This window comes from Pseudomonas sp. D4002, from assembly GCF_013385665.1.
In the GTDB taxonomy this organism is placed as follows: domain Bacteria; phylum Pseudomonadota; class Gammaproteobacteria; order Pseudomonadales; family Pseudomonadaceae; genus Aquipseudomonas.
The window spans coordinates 24,681-41,432 of the sequence record NZ_JACAPN010000005.1 but is presented as its reverse complement, the minus strand read 5'-3'; the positions used below and the strand labels follow the sequence as shown (position 1 = coordinate 41,432).

Here is a 16,752-nt window from a genome sequence, read left to right as displayed (position 1 = left end):
CTGGCCGAACGCAGGCTTTGGACCGTGAGCCGCTGTAAGAGCAAAACCCTAAGGCCTTACCCGTGCCACCCGCCATACCTTGTTCCCCACATCATCCGCCACCAGCAACGCGCCCTGGCCGTCCAACGCTACACCCACCGGACGCCCCTGAGCCTCTCCATCACCATTTAAAAACCCAGTCAGGAAATCAACAGGCACACCCGACGGCTTTCCGTCCCGGAACGGAATAAACACCACCTTGTACCCCGCCTGCGGATTACGGTTCCAGGATCCATGCTCCCCCACAAATACCCCATCGGCAAACACCGCTGGCATCCCCCGCGCATCGGAAAAAGTCAGGCCCAACGGCGCAACGTGAGTCCCCAGCGCGTAGTCCGGTGCAATCGCCTGGGCGACCTTGTCCGGACGCGGCGGCTGCACCCGGCTGTCAACGTGAGCCCCGTAATAACTCCACGGCCAACCGTAGAACGCGCCGTCCCGCACCGACGTCAGGTAATCCGGCACCAGATCGCTGCCGATCTCGTCGCGCTCGTTGACCACCGTCCACAACTGCGTAGAGCCGGGTTTCCACGCCAGCCCATTGGGATTGCGCAACCCACTGGCGAACAGACGCTTCTGCCCACTGGCAAGATCCAACTCCCAGATCGCAGCACGCCCTTCCTCGGCCTCAAGCCCATTCTCACCCACATTGCTGTTGGACCCGACGGTCACATAAAGCTTGGTACCCTCAGGATTGGCCAGGACGTTTTTGGTCCAGTGATGATTGATCCCGGCCGGCAGATCAGTGACCTTCACCGGCACGGCATCGATGTGAGTCTGGCCCCGAACATAAGGCACCTTGACCACCGCATCGGCATTGCCGATATACAACTCATCCCCCACCAACGCCATGCCAAACGGCGACGTCAGCCCACCGAGAAACTCACTCTTCACCTCGGCACGCCCATCACCGTCGGCGTCCCGCAGCAGCGTGATCCGGTCGGCGCTCGGCGTATCGGCACCGACCCGCCCCATCACAAACCCCATCGCGGTACGACGCGCCCAGGCGAGCAAACCCGTGCCGCCGTCCGTGGCACCTTCAGGCATGGGCGGATGGTTACTCTCGGCTACCAGCACGTCGCCATTGGGCAAGGTGTACACCCAGCGCGGATGGTCAAGGTCCGCGGCCAACGCCGTTACCGTGAACCCATCGGGCGCCGTTGGCTGGGCATTACCGGGCCAGCCGACAGCCTTGGAAACCTTGAGTGTCGGGATCAGTGATGCAGTGGGTTCGGGCAGTTGCGGGCTTGGCCCCACACCGGCCTGAAACGGCAGTTTGGAGGAATCGCCACAGGCGCTGAGGGCAGCCGTGGCGGTGATCAGCAGCGCAAGGCGGCTTGGTGCATTCATTGGGAAACCTCGGGACAGCCCTTTATTGGGCAGGCAAAAACCCGACGGAGTATCGCGTCATTCCCCGACACCAAACACCGCCTACCGCGCAATTGAGTTTTAACTCAGTCGCACGAGTGGCTCGGCAGCACTCTCAGGCTTTCCACGGCCCCAACGCCAGGCTGTAGGGAGAAAACCCCTCGAACTGCCAACGCAGCGCCAGCGCCGCATCCCTTCGGACCACGTGTTCCACGGTCACCTTCCACAACCGCTCAGCCCCCTCGAACGTGGCCACTTCATCTCCTTCAAGAATCACCTCGGCCCGCCCGGCCACCTGCAACACATCACCCGTAGCAAAATCCACAAACAGCAAGCCCGCAACCGGGTTGACCTGCACATTGCCCAAGGTGTTGAAAAACGAGTTGCCGGTAAAATCGGGAATCGTCAGCACCTCTCCCTCCAACCGCACAAACCCACTGTTGCCGCCTCGATGTGAAACGTCCACCGAACGCTTGGCCGCATCTCCTTCCAGGTCCACATAGCTGGCGACGAAAAACGTATCAGCGCTGCGAATCAGCGCCCGGTCAGCGTCATCGAGCGAGTTCGCGCGCCGCACAATTCCTCCCGCAGCGCGCTGCCCCCGGGCACCCGGATCCACCGCACGCAACTGGATGTACTTCGGGCAATTTCCAAACGTGTGCACCACCGCCACGGTAAATCCGTCGACGCCGGCAGCCCCGATAACCCCGTTCATGCGATTACGCCGCCGCGTATTCAGGTCAATGCCCAACAGCCCGACCGACGCGCCTTGTTTCAGCCCGCTCCCGGCGGGGTCACTCTCCGCAGGCAGGCTGTCGATACGCAAGCTGTAGGGGTCCGGCGAATACGCAAACCCCGGCGTGCCCTCCAGCAGCGTGGCCCAGGGCAGCCCCTGCTCATCCACGGCCCCCACGACCAGATAGGGCAACAACTCATAAAACGCTCGATGCTGCTCCGGCAAGTGATCCCGTATCACCTTTGCGCCGATCACCTCCATGCGCTCGGCCACGCCGGCACTTTGCTGCAACTGCCGCTCGCCGGCATGCCATGGCGAAACGGGGGACGCGTCCTGGTGATTCATGATCAAGCCCTCGGTGAATGAAACGCCGGATGTTCACGCAATGCCGCCACGCTGAAATCGACAAAACTGCGCACCCGCATCGAAGCGTTGCGCCCTTCGCGGTAGACCACATGCACCGGCAGCGGCGGCGGTTCATGGGCCTGCAATACTCGACACAGTTGCCCGCTCGCCAGGTGCTCGTGCACCGGGTAGCTCAAGCACCGGATCAACCCTGCGCCCTGCACCGCCGCATTGATCGCGCCCTGCACCGTGGAGCAACCGAGACGCGCCCGGGCCTTGATGCTGGCGCCCTGGAAATCCCACTGCACCCAATTCGAATACGCCTGGCTGGCGACCAGCCGATGCTCCTTGAGCGCCTCCGGTTGCATCGGTTCGCCATGGCTTTGCAGATAGCCGGGGCTGGCGCAGACGATGTTGCGCACATGGCCCACGGGCCGGGCAATCAGGGATGAACCGGGCAGTTCCCCCACCAGGACTGCCACGTCCAGGCCGTCTTCATTCAGGTTCGGATAATGATCGTGGTAATGGGCAAACAGGCGGACTCCGGGATAGCGCTCCAGGTAGCCGGCCAACAGCGGCGCCATCACATAACGGCTGAACAGCAACGGAAAAAACACCCGCAGGTTTCCCTCGGCCTGCGCGTGCGCACCCTGGGCAGATGCTTCGGCGGCGCTCACGCCGTCAAGGATCCGCGAACAGTCGGCCATGAACGTCGCCCCGGCTTCGGTGAGGCGAATGCCCCGGGTGCTGCGCTGTACCAATGGCACCCGCAAGCGCGTCTCCAGCCGGTCAATCGCGCGGATCACAGTGGGCCCCGAGATGCCCAGGCAACGGGCAGCCGCGGACAGGCTCGGCTGCCGGGACAGCGCCTGGAAGATCTGCATGTCGCGATAACGGTCCATCAGGCCGGCCGCTGCATCGATGGGTTGAGCGCAGCATCCTGCCCCAGCCGGCTGACCAGAAAATCCACGAACGTGTTGACCTTCGCCGGTACCCGGGCGTTGTTCTGGAACACCACATGGATCGGCAAGGCCGGCGGTTCGAAGTCTTGCAGGATGATCTCCAGTGCGCCTGCACGCACATCGCTGGCCACCTGATAAGACAACACCCGTGTGACGCCCCAGCCCAGGCGCGCGAGGTTGATCGCCGCGTTGTTGGCGGTGACTACCAGGCGCGGCTCAACGGCCACGCTCAACGGCTGGCCGCCTTCCCTGAACTGCCATTCGCTGACCAACTGGCTGGAAGACGACGTGACAATCTTCGCCTCACGCAGTTGCCCGGGGTGCAGTGGCCGGTGCCGCTCAAGGTAAGCCGGCGCCGCGCACACTACGCGACGCACCTCGCCGACCTTGATCGCCTGCTGGCCGGGTTCCTGCAAATGCCCGATGCGCACGGCCACATCGACGCCTTCATCGGTCATGTTGACCACACGGTCCACCAGCAAGGCGTTGATGCTGACCTGGGCAAACAGGTCCAGGTACTCCCCCAGGATTGGCGCGACGAACAACTCGCCGAACAACACCGGCGCGGTGACCGTCAGGTGCCCCCACGGGATCGAGAAGCTGCCTGCTGCCGCTTCTTCGGCCTCAGTCAACTCCGCGAGGATGCGCCGGCAATCGTCCAGGTAACGCTGGCCGGCCTCGCTCAGGTGCAGGCTGCGGGTGGTGCGCGAAAGCAACTGGGTGCCAATACGCGCCTCCATCGCGGCAATCGCGCGGGTCACGCTGGGGGGCGAGATATTCAGGCGCCGGGCCGCCGCGGCAAAGCCCTGTTCTTCGGCGACGGCGAGGAAAATCTGCATTTCCTGGAAACGGTCCATGAGTCCCCTTAATCGAATGGAGTACACCAGCCCAGTGGCTTCGCAGCTGTGGTGGCGAGGGAGCTTGCTCCCGCCGGGCTGCGTAGCGGCCCCAAAATCCTGGGAGCGCTGCGCACTGGCGCGCCAACCCGGTCCAGCGGGAGCAAGCTCCCTCGCCACAAAAATCTTCAAGCCTTGGCCAAGCCCACAGCCGTGCGTTGCATACCGATAAAACCCGGCAGCGCCTCGATACTGCCCAGCCAGGCGCGAACCTGCGGATAGTCGTCCAGCGCGACATTCCCCTCCGGCGCATGGGCGATGTAGGTGTAGTGCGCGATATCGGCAATTGTCGGCAGGTCACCGGTGAGAAAACGGCTCTGCTCCAACTGGTGCTCTACCACTTTGAGGAATGCGTGGGAGCGGCTGATGGTCGCCTCGGCATCCAGCGCGGCACCGAACACAGTGATCAATCGCGCCGCAGCCGGCCCGGTGTGCAGTGGTCCTGCCGCAGCCGAGAGCCAACGCTGCACACGGGCCTGGGCCAAAGGCTCGGTCGGCAGCCACTGGGCGGTGCCATATTGGCCGGCGAGGTACACCAGGATCGCGTTGGAGTCCGCCAGCACCACGCCGTTATCATCGATCACCGGCACCTGGCCGAAGCTGTTGAGGGTGGCCAGGAACTCAGGGGTTTTGTGCGCGCCTTGCTTCAGATCGACGTGCACCCGCTCAGCGGGCACGCCCAGCAGCGACAGCATCAACTCAACCCGGTGGGAATGGCCAGACAAGGGGTAACGGTACAGTTTGATCATGACGGGCTCCGCGATGTGCCAGGGACTCGACCCGGTGATCGGGTCGATAACGCTTATGTTCCACCGCTACGGCACGCAGCAGAATAGCCAGTTTTTACAATCCAGCATTTCACCGGATGAAACAATCAATCGCCAAACAACTCGTCGATCAGGTTGAACAGGGTGGTTTTCACCGGGCTGTCGAGCTCGGTCCACGCCAGGCCGGTCCTGGCCCGGAACGCCCCCAACGCCAGGTGCCTGGACACGCAATTGGCCGGCAGCGCCCGGGCCGCCTGCAGCGGCAACACACCCACACCCAGCCCGGCCGAGACCAGCGCCAGCATGGTGGTGAACTCGCCGAGTTCGGAGGCGATCTCCAGCGGCACGCCCATCGCCTGCACGAATTCATCGTAGAAACCCGGTGCATAACGCCGGGCCAGGATGAACACCGGCACCTTGAGCAAGTCCGTCGGCTGAATGGTTTCCTGGGTCGCCAACGGATGCTCGCCGGGCAAGGCGACCACGAAGCTTTCCTGCAGCACCTCAAGGGTCTGCACGCCGGGATAGGCCGCCGGCAAACGCATCAGGCCGAAATCCAGCTGGCCGTTTTTCAACGCAGCCGCCTGATCCGGGCCGGGCATGTCCTTGAGCTCCAGTTCAATTCGCGGGTAGCGCTGGTGCACCGCACGAATCAACCCGGGCAGCAATTGCGGCAATACCGACGAGACAAATCCCAGGCGCACCCGGCCGATCTCCCCGCGGTTCGAAGCCCGGGCGGCATCGGCGGCGCGGGCAGCCTGGTGCAGGGTGGCGAGGGCTTCCGGCAGAAACACCCGCCCGGCTTCCGTCAGTGTGACCGAGTGCCGGTTGCGGTCGAGCAGGCGCACGCCCAGGCCGCTTTCGAGCAGTTTGATCTGCATGCTCAGCGCCGGTTGCACGATCGACAACTGCGCGGCCGCCCGGCCGAAATGCAGTTCCTGGGCGAGCACGACAAAGGCGCGCAGGTGCTTGAGTTCCATCAGGTTGGCTCCGGTTATCACGATTATTGATCACCCCATCACAAATGAAAATTGGACGCCGGGCCCGGGCTGCGCTGAAGTAAAGCCCGTGATGCACGATATGACAGGGTTTGACGTATAACAATGAGAGCGGCGCCCCGCACTCGGATTGATAGTGTTGATCACCTGTCTCAGTCTTCGGAGATCGCCCCATGCAGCGTGTTTTAGACAGTTTCCGCCTCGATGGCCGCCTGGCCTTGATCACCGGCTCCAGCGCCGGCATCGGCCTGGCCATCGCCCGTGGCCTGGCCCAGGCTGGCGCACGGGTAGTGCTCAACGGGCGCAACCGCAGCACCTTGCGTGACAGTGCCGCGTTGCTGGCGGCGGAAGGCCTGGAGGTGCACACCCAGGCGTTCGATGTCACCGACGGCGCGGCGGTGTTGGCCGCCGTGGCGGAGATCGAAGAGCGCCTGGGCCCGCTGGACATCCTCGTCAACAACGCGGGCATGCAACGTCGCGGGCCGCTGGAGGACTACAGCGAAACCCACTGGCGCGAGTTGATGAGCACCAACCTGGACAGCGCCTTCCTGGTCGGCCAGGCCGTGGCCCGGGCGATGATCCCGCGCAAGCGGGGGCGCATCATCAATATCTGCTCGGTGCAAAGCGAACTGGGGCGCCCGGGCATCGCCCCGTATGCCGCCAGCAAAGGTGCGCTGAAAATGCTCACCAAAGGCATGGCCATCGACTGGGGCCCCCACGGGCTGACGGTCAATGGCATCGGCCCCGGCTATTTCAAGACCGAACTGAACGCCAACCTGGTGGCCAACCCCGAATTCAGCGACTGGCTGGTGCAGCGCACACCGAGCCGGCGCTGGGGTGACGTCGCCGAACTGGCGGGCGCTGCGGTTTTCCTTGCCAGCGACGCGGCAAGTTTCGTCAACGGTCATATCCTGTACGTGGACGGTGGCATCACCGCCTCGCTGTAACCTGGAGAATTTCATGCACGCGATTGTCTGCCATGCCTCGAAAGACCTGCGGGTAGAACCGCAAACCGAACCCCAGGCACTGACGCCCGACCAACTGCGGGTGCGCATTGCCCGGGGCGGGATCTGCGGCTCGGACCTGCATTACTACCAGCACGGCGGCTTCGGCACCGTGCGGTTGCGCGAGCCGATGGTGCTCGGCCACGAAGTATCGGCGGTGATCGAGGCGGTAGGCCGTGAAGACGGGCCGTTCAAGATTGGCCAACGCTTGTCGGTCTCGCCGTCGCGGCCTTGCGGGGGTTGCCATTATTGCCATCAAGGGCTGCCGAACCATTGCCTGAACATGCGTTTCTACGGCAGCGCGATGCCCTTCCCTCACGTGCAGGGTGCGTTTCAACAAAGCCTGGTGATCGAAACGCACCAGGCGCATCTGCTGGCCGATCATGTGAGCCTTGCCGAGGGTGCAATGGCTGAACCGTTGTCTGTGGGTTTGCATGCCATCCAGCGTGCCGGGGTGGTGTTCGGCAAACGGGTATTGGTCACCGGGTGCGGGCCCATCGGCAACCTGTTGATCGGCAGCCTGCGGGCAGCGGGCGCGGGGGAAATTGTTGCGGTGGACCTGTCCGCCGGGCCCTTGGCCTGCGCCGAAAAAATGGGCGCCAGCCGTACTCATAACCTGGCGGAAGACGCCGACGCGTTGAAGCGGTATACCGCCGAAAAAGGCTACTTCGACGTGATGTTCGAAGTCTCCGGCAGCGTCCAGGCCCTGCGCAACGGCCTGGAGTGCATGACCCCGCGCAGCGTGCTGGTGACGGTCGGTCTGGGTGGCGAGGTCTCGCTGCCGTTGAATATGCTGGTGAGCAGGGAGATCGACTTGCGGGGCACCTTCCGCTTCCATTCGGAGTTTGCCCAGGCGGTGGATTTGCTCAATCGCCAGGTGATTGATGTGCGTCCGGTGATCTCCCACACCGTGCCGTTCAGCGAGGCGGTGCAGGCGTTTGAACTGGCGGCGGACAAGAGCCAGGCGATGAAGGTGTTGCTGGATTTTGGTGTGGGTGATTGAACCGGATCTCGACAGCTCCCACAGGGTTGCGGTGCATTTTGGGGATCCGATAGCGCCTGCGCTACACCCGCTCTTCGAGCCTGAACCGCAGGAAACGATGGCTGGCTGAAAACAGTCGACGGTAGGTCAGCAACACCGCACCTACCGTGCCCAACGCCGACGACGCAGCGATCAAAAACATAATCACAATCTGATAACGCACCGCGTCCACCGGACTTTCCCCGGCCAGCACCTGGCCAGTCATCATCCCCGGCAAGCTCACAATCCCCACCACCGTCATCTGGTTCAGCGTCGGAATCATCCCGGCCCGCACAGCCTGGCGAATCGCATCCTGCGCCGCCTCCCAGCGTGAACCACCGAGGGCCAGAATCATCTCGATGGTATTGCGACCGGAGGTCAGCTCCTGAGTCATACGCTCAATCCCCAGAGACACCCCGGTAAGCGTATTACCCAGAATCATCCCAAGGATCGGAATCGCATACTGCGGCTCGTACCACGGGTGAATCCGGATAATCGCGAACAGGCCAACAGCCGTCACCAACCAGGAACTGCCCCACACCGACACAATACTGTCGGCCCGCTGCCCCGCATAGGTCCGCTTCCCACGCCCGGCAGCCGAGAGCCCGGCGATCAGAGTCATCAGGCACATCAGCGGCAGCACCACATACCAGTAGGCAAATTCAAAGACCCAGCCCAGCAGGTAACCGATCGCCAACAACTGCACCACCGTGCGCACAGCCGCCCAGAACAGCTGACGCTCCAGCCCCAGCCGCAACAACAGCGACAGCGCACCGTTGATCAGGATCAGCGAGGCGGCGATGGCCATGTCCAGTGCTGTGAGGTCGTGATAATTCATGGCTGCACGGCCCCCGTCAGCACGCCGGCGTCCATATGCAAATGGGTGGTGCTCATGCGTTGCGCCTGCTCAAGGTCGTGGGACACCCAGATATAAGCGTGAGCGCTATCCGCTTCGGCCCAGGCACTGATCAACGCCTCGACCTCCCCGGACGATGCCGGGTCGAGAGCGGCGGTAGGTTCGTCCAGCAACAGCACATCGGGATTGAGTTGCAGGGTACGGATCAGTGACACCACCTGGGACTCACCACCGGATAAATCCCCGGCATTTTTTGCCAGAAAACCCGATTCCTTGCCCGCGTGGGCCAGCAGCGCCTTGACCGCCTGCGGGTCGAAACTCAGGTGATGCAAGGCCTTGAGGCTGTAGGGGAAACGCAAGTTGTCTTCCACCGTGCCTTCGATCAGCGCCGGGCGTTGGGAAAGGTAGCTGATGCGGCTGCGATACTGCGGGACTTGCGCGTTGGCGATGGGCTGCCCGTTCCAGAGGATATCCCCTGAGGTCGGCGCGTCGAGCAAGGCGAGTGCCCGAAGGAATACACTTTTGCCGGAGCCGGATGAACCGGTGATGGATAGGCGGTCGGCGCGGTGCAGCTGGAAGTTCGTGGGCTGCAGCAGTTGCAGCTGGCGGCGCTCGTCCATCCGCGTGAGCGCCCGGGTTTCGACTAATACGCTCATGGCGTTGATGATCCTTGTTCCTGATTCAGACGCAAATGGTAAGACAGGGCACGTCCCCCGTGGCGAGGGAGCTTGCTCCCGCTGGGCGGCGAAGCGGCCCCAATAAAGCCACTGCGATACACCTGAAAAAACACCGTTAATTTCTTGGGGCTGCTGCGCAGCCCAGCGGGAGCAAGCTCCCTCGCCACAGCAAGCCCCCTCGCCTCAGCGTTCTTCAGCGCTTGGGCTCCAGCGACACCAGGCGCGGCTTGATGGATTTCTCGCGCACCTCAAGCAACGCCAGGGTCACCGGCAACTTGAAACGTCGCCGCCCTGCACTGCCAGGGTTGAGAAACAGCCGCTCGCCGTGCCACTCGATCAATGGTTTGTGAGAGTGGCCAGTGATCACCAGCCGGATGCCCGGATCAAGCTCCTTCGGCACATCGGCAATGTCATGCACCAGCAACGCCCGCCAGCCGTTCAAGTCAAAATCCAGCCGGTCAGCCAAATGCTCTGCCCACGCGGCATCGAGGTCGTTATTGCCGCGCACCACATGCAATGGCGCAATCGAGGCCAGCAACTCAAGGATCTCCGGGCTACCGATGTCCCCGGCGTGAACAATCTGCTCGCACCCTTCCAGGGCCGCCAGGGCCTCGGCGCGGAGCAAGCCGTGGGTATCGGAAATCACACCAACTTTCATGAACGTCTCCTGTGCAAAACCCCGGCGCGATCCACCGGGCGGCTTGCAATCAATCATTGCACTGCCTATATTTCCCGCCTGGCGCCATCTACGCCACCATCCGCGGAAAGGGCTGCGCCCAAGACCTTGACTGAATATCACATTTCTACGACTCCCAACCTTAAAGCGGACAAGGTTTGTACAAGGAGATCGTATGTCGCAATCATTCTCGTCCACTAACGGCCGTATCAACCTTGAGCAGCAGCGCAAGCGCGCCAAGGAACTTTTGCAGCGCCTGAAAAGCGCCGATGCCGCCGCAACCCCGACCTTATCCGATGCCCAATGGTCGATCGCCAAGGAACTCGGTTTTCCCAGCTGGCCCAAGCTCAAGGCCCACGTCGATGCGGTGGATTTTGCCGCCCGCCATCCAGGTTTCGACGCCAGCGATGAAGCCCGCACCACCCACTGGCGCTGCGGCAACGATATCGCCCACAGCCTGGGCGTGGCGGGGTTCAAGGGCCGCTTCCGGATGCTGATTGACCCATTGTGCATGGGCCCGGTGCAGGACTTGCCTGCCGAGCAATACCAGGCCGTTCGCAGCCGCTATATCAGCCAGGTGTTTGCCATGGATGAGGCCGAAGTGGCGCGCCGGCATGCGGACGAATATCACCATCTTGAACAACTGGGCAGCGCCGGCCACAGCGTGTTGTGGTGTGAGGCGGATGCGTACGATCAGTTGTTCCTGATTCGCGCGCTGGCTGGGCTTGAGCATCTGCCTGAAAAACTGGAGTTGATCGAAGTCGATCGTATCCCCGGCGTGCAGCGTTTTATCGGCATCGGCCAACTGGCGCCTGAAGTATTGGCGTGGCTGTGGCCGCAGCGCCGACAGGTCGACGAGGACATGCTGCAACTGGCGCGACAGGCCTGGCTGGCGTATTGCGCCAGCTCGCCGATCAAGCTGGCGGAACTGGCCCGGAGTAGCTCCACCTCCCTGCCCTTCCTGGCCCCGGCATTGCGCCGACAGTTGCAGGAGTTACCAGGTGTGCAGGACGGTTTGTCCCTGACCGAGCGCCTGTCCCTGCAATACGTGGATGAAGCCGGGCCGGTGCCGTTTGGCCGGGTGTTCGCCGAGCTGATGGGCAAGCGTGAACCGCTGCCGTACCTGGGAGACATGATGTTTCATGCGCTGATGCGGCCGTTGATCGATGGCGAGAATCCGCTGTTGATCGAGTCCGGGGCCCAATTGCAATGGCCGCAGCGGGTGTTGGCGCTGACTGCGCTGGGTCGCCAGGTTCTGAACGGCGCAGCCTACTGGCCGGATCATGCAACGGAAGAACGCTGGGTAGGTGGCGTCTGCCTGCGACCGCGCCACCCGCACTGGACAATTGACGAACATGGCATGCCCGTGTGGCGTGATTGATTCTTCGCGACAGCTTTGATCTGTGTCATGTTGAGCCAAACAGGTAACGGTTCAGCGCGATGACCTTACAACAGCTCAACTACTTTCTCGCCGCCATCGAGCACGGTACGTTCTCCAAGGCGGCGGAAAGCCTGCATATTTCCCAACCCTCATTGTCCGAGCAGATCCTGCGGCTGGAGGAGCACCTGGGTACCCACGTGTTCATCCGCACCAATCGCCGACTGATGCTCACCGAAGCCGGACGCCGCCTGCAGCCGTTTGCACAAGGCATGGTGACGTCAGCACGCCAGGGCTATGAAGCGGTGCAGGCTGTGCGTGAACTGTCCGGTGGCGTGGCCAGTTTTGGCACCTTCGGCACCGCCCACCACTATTTCCTCACAGACCTGATCGAGCAGTTCCGCACCCAGCACCCGGATATGCGGATCAAGATCGTCGGCTACAACTCCTCGGAAATCGCCGAGCTGGTGAGCCAGGGCGAAATTGAAGCGGGGCTGGTGATGCTGCCGATCAAGCAGCAGAACCTGACCGTCAGCGAGCCGGTCTGGTCGGCCCAGGTCGGCTATATCAGTGCCGACCCGGAGCGACTCAAGGGCCCGAAAACCATCAGCGACCTGGCGGTGGCACCGTTGATTCTCACCGAGGCGCGCTGGCGCACCGCCGATCCGATTCGCCGGTTGTTGGGGCAATTGGCGTCCAAGGGCGGCGAGGTGCTGGACCCGATCATCGAAGTGGAGCACCAGATCACCGGCTTCGAGCTGGCTGCGCGCGGGCTCGGCGATGTGATTGCCACGCGCCCGATCCTGCATCAGCTGGGCTTCAATGATCGCTTGGGCTGGGTGCCGATCAGCCCGGCGATCTTCGAGGTATTCGGCTTTATCCATCGCCACGACACGCCTATTTCGCCGCCCACCCGGGTGCTGATCAACCTGATGCGCAGCCACTTGAGCCGCATCCAGAACCTGTATGCGCACCTGGAGACGCTCTAGCCATAGGGATCACCTATAGGAAACACATGACTTAGCCCATTCATCCACCTCTTGCCGAGCGGGATACTCCAGCCAGCGACGCCACAACAGGCGCTTGAATGGGGAGCCAGCATGTCCAATCACTACTGCATCATTGGTGCCGGGGCCGCAGGGCTGGCGGCGCTGAAGACCATGACCGACGCCGGTTTCGAGGTGGACTGCTTCGAAAAGTCCGCGAACATCGGCGGTCACTGGAACAGCGACTACGATGCCTTGCACCTGATCACCCCCAAGAGCAGTTCCTTCTTTGACGGGTTCCCGATGCCCGCTGACTATCCGGTGTACCCGAGCCGCGATCAGGTCAAGGCGTACATGAACGCCTACACCGACACCTTCGGGCTGCGCGAAAAGATCACCTTCAACACCGAAGTGCGCAGCCTGAAGCCCCTGGACGAGAACGGCGAAGCGGGCTGGCAGGTGACCCTGGCAGACGGCACCCACAAACACTACAGCGGCGTGCTGGTGGCCAACGGTCACCTGTGGGATTGCAAGATCCCGCAAGTAAGCAAGGGGTTCACCGGCGTGTCGATTCACTCCGGCGAATACCGCAACGTGCAGCAGGTGCAAGGCAAGGTGCTGGTGGTGGGGTTTGGCAACTCCGGATGCGACCTCGCAGTGGATGCCGCCCAGGCTCGCCTGGACACCACCATTGCGATCCGACGCGGCCAGCTGTTCCAGCCCAAGACCCTGTTCGGCCTGCCCCGGGGCGAGCTGCCGCTGCTGGGGCAATTGCCGCCAGAACAGCAGAACATGCTCATGAACATGCTGATCATGGCCAGCGTCGGCACCCACAAGAATTACCCCGGGCTACCGGCACCGGATACCTACGACCTGGATGCGCAACCGCCGGTGGTCAACACCTTGCTGCTGTACTGGATCCAGCACGGCCGAATCAAGGTCGCACCGGGTATCGAGAGCATCCAGGGCAAGACTGTCACGTTCACCGATGGCAGCCAGGTCGATTACGACACCATCGTCTGGGCTACCGGTTTCAACACGCGCCTGCCGTTCCTCGATGAACGCCTGCTGCAATGGCGCGACGGTGTTCCGCTGCGTACCGCCGCGATGACCTTGCCGACCAACCTGGAAGGCCTGTTCTACATCGGCCTGGGCGCCCCACGTGGCCCGCAATGGCCGGTGTATTGCGAGCAGACCCGGCTAGTGATGCGCTTTCTCACCCTGCGCGAGCGTGGCATGCAAGGCCTGGCGGCGAAGTTTGCCCAGTTGCAGCCGGCCGACTCACGCATCGATATCGTCAAGCGCGAATGGCTGAGCAACTACCAGGACACCCAGCGCCAACTGGATGTGCTGGAACTGGCTCTGCAACCCGGCACCCCTCTTCCTCAATACGCCTGATCGGATAGCCCTTATGAACACTGCACCGCACTCCAGCGTTATCGTCACCGGGACTTCCTCGGGCATGGGCCAGGCCGTCGCACAGCGCTTTCAGGCTGAAGGCTGGCACGTCGTCGCTGTGGACGTAACACCCAGCACACAGCCGGCGAGCCCCTTTTTTTCGCCAGTGGTCGGCGACATCACCCAGGAAGCCACACTGGCCCGTACCCTCGATGCCGCCCTGGACGGCAAGGCACCGCTGCGAGCCGTAGTGAATGCGGCGGGGGTCTTTCCCACGTCATCCCTGGATAGCTTCAGCGAAGCGCTGTACCGCAAGATATTCGACATCAACGTGCTGGGCTCACTGAACATCGCACGTATCGGCACCCGTCACCTGAAAGCCGCCGGCGGAGGCGCTATCGTGTTCTTCGCCTCGGTGGATGCGTTCACCGTGTCGAAAAACCAGTTGCTCTACAGCGCCTCCAAGGCTGCTGTGGTGTCGATGACCCGCTCCCTGGCCATCGAACTGGCCGGCGACAATATTGTGGTCAACGCACTGGCCCCGGGCTGGGTGGATACCGAAGGCACCCGTGCCGGCGGGCGCATCGAGGCCGCCATCGAATCGATCCCCTTGAAACGCGCCGCGCGGGTCGAAGAAATCGCCGAATGGGTCTGGCAACTGAGCGCCAAACCCTCCTACATAACAGGCGAATCATTGTGCATCGCCGGGGGCGTGTATATGCGATGACCCCAGCCTCCGCAGGCCCCGCGCATCAGACGTGGGCCTGCCACTCCCAATTGACTGCTGCCTCACTACAATTATTCCAGAGGGCAATATCATGGGCGAAGTTCACGCTTCCTCGATTCATCAAGGGTTTCCCGCCGACCGTGCATCGGCTGAACCCTCACGCAAACGGCTGACCAAAGCGGTCGTCGGCGTGACACTGGGAAATATGGTCGAATGGTTCGACTTTGCGCTCTACTCCTCTCTCGCCGGCATCATCGGCAAGACGTTCTTCCACAACGACAACCCGACCACCCAGTTGATGGCGATCTACGCCACCTTCGCGGCGGGCTTCCTGATTCGGCCACTGGGCAGCCTGGTGTTCGGTCCCATTGGCGACAAGTTTGGCCGGCGCACGGCGCTGTCGCTGAGCATCACGCTGATGGCCGTCGCAACCTTCGCCATTGCCTTGATCCCGAGTTACGCGAGCATCGGCCTGTTTGCGCCCGTCCTGTTGATTCTCATGCGTCTGCTCCAGGGCCTGTCGGCGGGTGGCGAGTACGGCGGTTCCTGCACGTTCATCGCCGAGCATTCGCCGGACGAGCGACGCAGCTTTTTCACCAGTTGGCTGGAATTCGGCAATATCTCCGGGTTCCTGCTGGGCGGTGCAGTGGTCAGCCTGTTTACCCTGGGCCTGGGCGAACAAGCCATGCAGGATTGGGGCTGGCGCGTGCCCTTTGCGATTGGCGGCCTGCTCGGCCTGATCGCCCTCTACTTGCGCCTTGGCCTGGAAGAAACACCAGTGTTCAAGGAAATCCAGGCCAACGAAAAACTGCGAAAGGCGACGGGCGCCGAACCCAGCCTGTTCAGCTTACTGGTCAACGAATGGCCGAAAATCCTGCAATGCATGGGCCTGGTCACCGTGTTCAACGTGACCTACTACATCATCCTCGGGTACATCCCGGGTTATCTGGAAAACGTACTCGGGTACAGCAATACGTTCGCCAGGAACCTGGGGATGGCCGCGACGCTGTTCATGCTGGTGTTGATCCCGGTTTCAGGCTTGCTGGCCGACCGACTGGGCCGGAACCGGATGATCATTACCGGCTGCGTGCTGCTGATCGTCATGGCGTTCCCCTGCTTCATGCTGCTGCATACCCAGAGTGTCGGGTTGCTGCTGGCCGCCCTGCTGATCCTGACCCTCGCCCAGTTGTTTTTTGAAGGAGCGATGCCGGCCACCATGACTTCGCTGTTCAAGGCCCGCGTGCGCTACAGCGCCCTCGCCTTGAGCTACAACGTCGCGGTCTCGCTGTTCGGAGGCACGGCCCCGCTGATCAATACCTGGCTGATATCGATCACCGGCAACCAGATGATTCCCGCCTGGTACCTGATCGGCGGTGCCGTGGTCGGCCTGATTTCGATCCTGTTCGTCAAGGACTCCACCGGTAAACCCCTCCCAACATGAGAACCACCATGACCAGTAAAACCACAGCGCGGCAAACTATTTCCTCGGGCGGTCAGTACGAAAACGTGTTCGGTTATTCCCGCGCCGTTCGCGTTGGCAACCACCTGCACATCTCCGGCACCTGCGCCTCACCCGATTACGAACACAGCAATGCTTACGAACAGGCCCAGGCCATTCTCGTCACCGTCAACAAGGTGTTGGCCGAGGCGGGCATGGGCCCTGAAGACGTAGTGCGCACCGTGGTCTACCTGCGGGATATCAACGATGCCGCCTCCGTCGCCAAGGCACACAGCGAGGTGTTCGACGCCATTCGCCCGGCCAGCAGCCTGATTCAGGTGGATTCGATGCTGCGCCCCTGGCAGAAAGTCGAAATCGAAACGTACGCCATCGTTGCCGATTGACCCAGGCGATGAGTAAAAAACCGCGGCTTGGGCCGCGGTTTTTTTTGGTCCCGGTTATATCCATAGCAATAAACGA

17 protein-coding genes are annotated in these 16,752 nt (G+C 62.4%); 8 read left to right on the top strand and 9 right to left on the bottom strand.

Annotated elements, in window-relative coordinates:
* Positions 1 to 48 precede the first annotated feature (48 nt).
* The 6 genes from HX824_RS02335 to HX824_RS02310 all read right to left on the bottom strand — a co-directional run bounded on the left by HX824_RS02335 (position 49) and on the right by HX824_RS02310 (position 6,093).
* Positions 49 to 1,389, bottom strand: coding sequence for a sorbosone dehydrogenase family protein (locus HX824_RS02335; protein ID WP_177054086.1), 1,341 nt, complete (start codon positions 1,387 to 1,389; stop codon positions 49 to 51).
* A 133-nt stretch (positions 1,390 to 1,522) separates the two neighbouring features.
* Complete coding sequence (locus tag HX824_RS02330; RefSeq protein ID WP_102605959.1) at positions 1,523 to 2,488, bottom strand: pyridoxamine 5'-phosphate oxidase family protein; 966 nt, start codon at positions 2,486 to 2,488, stop codon at positions 1,523 to 1,525.
* Between the two features lie 2 nt (positions 2,489 to 2,490).
* On the bottom strand, positions 2,491 to 3,390 hold the full coding sequence (locus tag HX824_RS02325; RefSeq protein ID WP_177054085.1) for a LysR family transcriptional regulator: 900 nt from the start codon (positions 3,388 to 3,390) through the stop codon (positions 2,491 to 2,493).
* Positions 3,390 to 4,307, bottom strand: a complete 918-nt coding sequence (locus HX824_RS02320; protein WP_003208270.1) for a LysR family transcriptional regulator — start codon at positions 4,305 to 4,307, stop codon at positions 3,390 to 3,392. Before HX824_RS02320 ends, HX824_RS02325 begins: the two co-directional genes overlap by 1 nt.
* Positions 4,308 to 4,474: 167 nt before the next feature.
* Entirely contained in the window at positions 4,475 to 5,095 is a 621-nt protein-coding gene (locus HX824_RS02315; protein WP_003208271.1) for a glutathione S-transferase family protein, read from the bottom strand.
* Between the two features lie 125 nt (positions 5,096 to 5,220).
* Complete coding sequence (locus HX824_RS02310; RefSeq protein ID WP_003208273.1) at positions 5,221 to 6,093, bottom strand: LysR family transcriptional regulator; 873 nt, start codon at positions 6,091 to 6,093, stop codon at positions 5,221 to 5,223.
* A gap of 191 nt (positions 6,094 to 6,284) precedes the next feature.
* On the opposite strand from HX824_RS02310, the gene HX824_RS02305 reads away from it, so the two are divergent.
* Positions 6,285 to 7,058: a glucose 1-dehydrogenase gene (locus tag HX824_RS02305; RefSeq protein ID WP_087692542.1), complete on the top strand. Its 774-nt coding sequence runs from the start codon at positions 6,285 to 6,287 to the stop codon at positions 7,056 to 7,058.
* Between the two features lie 13 nt (positions 7,059 to 7,071).
* Entirely contained in the window at positions 7,072 to 8,118 is a 1,047-nt protein-coding gene (locus tag HX824_RS02300) for an L-idonate 5-dehydrogenase (RefSeq protein WP_177054084.1), read from the top strand.
* A 61-nt stretch (positions 8,119 to 8,179) separates the two neighbouring features.
* Here HX824_RS02300 and fetB read toward each other — a convergent pair whose 3' ends face one another.
* From fetB to HX824_RS02285, 3 genes are all read right to left on the bottom strand, one after another.
* Positions 8,180 to 8,974, bottom strand: a complete 795-nt coding sequence (gene fetB, locus HX824_RS02295; RefSeq protein WP_003208279.1) for an iron export ABC transporter permease subunit FetB — start codon at positions 8,972 to 8,974, stop codon at positions 8,180 to 8,182.
* A complete protein-coding gene (locus HX824_RS02290) occupies positions 8,971 to 9,648 on the bottom strand; it encodes an ATP-binding cassette domain-containing protein (RefSeq protein WP_003208280.1) in 678 nt (225 codons plus the stop codon). Before HX824_RS02290 ends, fetB begins: the two co-directional genes overlap by 4 nt.
* Positions 9,649 to 9,862: 214 nt before the next feature.
* Positions 9,863 to 10,327 (bottom strand): metallophosphoesterase family protein, encoded by a 465-nt coding sequence (locus HX824_RS02285; protein WP_003208282.1) that lies wholly within the window; start codon positions 10,325 to 10,327, stop codon positions 9,863 to 9,865.
* Between the two features lie 193 nt (positions 10,328 to 10,520).
* Between HX824_RS02285 and HX824_RS02280 the strand changes: the two genes are divergently transcribed.
* The 6 genes from HX824_RS02280 to HX824_RS02255 all read left to right on the top strand — a co-directional run bounded on the left by HX824_RS02280 (position 10,521) and on the right by HX824_RS02255 (position 16,676).
* Positions 10,521 to 11,726 (top strand): DUF1835 domain-containing protein, encoded by a 1,206-nt coding sequence (locus tag HX824_RS02280; protein WP_087692545.1) that lies wholly within the window; start codon positions 10,521 to 10,523, stop codon positions 11,724 to 11,726.
* 59 nt (positions 11,727 to 11,785) lie between these two features.
* On the top strand, positions 11,786 to 12,712 hold the full coding sequence (locus HX824_RS02275) for a LysR family transcriptional regulator (protein ID WP_003208286.1): 927 nt from the start codon (positions 11,786 to 11,788) through the stop codon (positions 12,710 to 12,712).
* Between the two features lie 111 nt (positions 12,713 to 12,823).
* Positions 12,824 to 14,107, top strand: coding sequence for an NAD(P)/FAD-dependent oxidoreductase (locus HX824_RS02270; RefSeq protein WP_102369480.1), 1,284 nt, complete (start codon positions 12,824 to 12,826; stop codon positions 14,105 to 14,107).
* 13 nt (positions 14,108 to 14,120) lie between these two features.
* Complete coding sequence (locus HX824_RS02265; RefSeq protein WP_032899103.1) at positions 14,121 to 14,834, top strand: SDR family NAD(P)-dependent oxidoreductase; 714 nt, start codon at positions 14,121 to 14,123, stop codon at positions 14,832 to 14,834.
* A gap of 91 nt (positions 14,835 to 14,925) precedes the next feature.
* Positions 14,926 to 16,275 carry an MFS transporter gene (locus HX824_RS02260; RefSeq protein ID WP_008433139.1) on the top strand — a complete coding sequence of 450 codons (1,350 nt, stop codon included), beginning with the start codon at positions 14,926 to 14,928 and terminating at the stop codon, positions 16,273 to 16,275.
* A gap of 8 nt (positions 16,276 to 16,283) precedes the next feature.
* Complete coding sequence (locus HX824_RS02255; RefSeq protein ID WP_003208292.1) at positions 16,284 to 16,676, top strand: Rid family hydrolase; 393 nt, start codon at positions 16,284 to 16,286, stop codon at positions 16,674 to 16,676.
* Positions 16,677 to 16,752 lie beyond the last annotated feature (76 nt).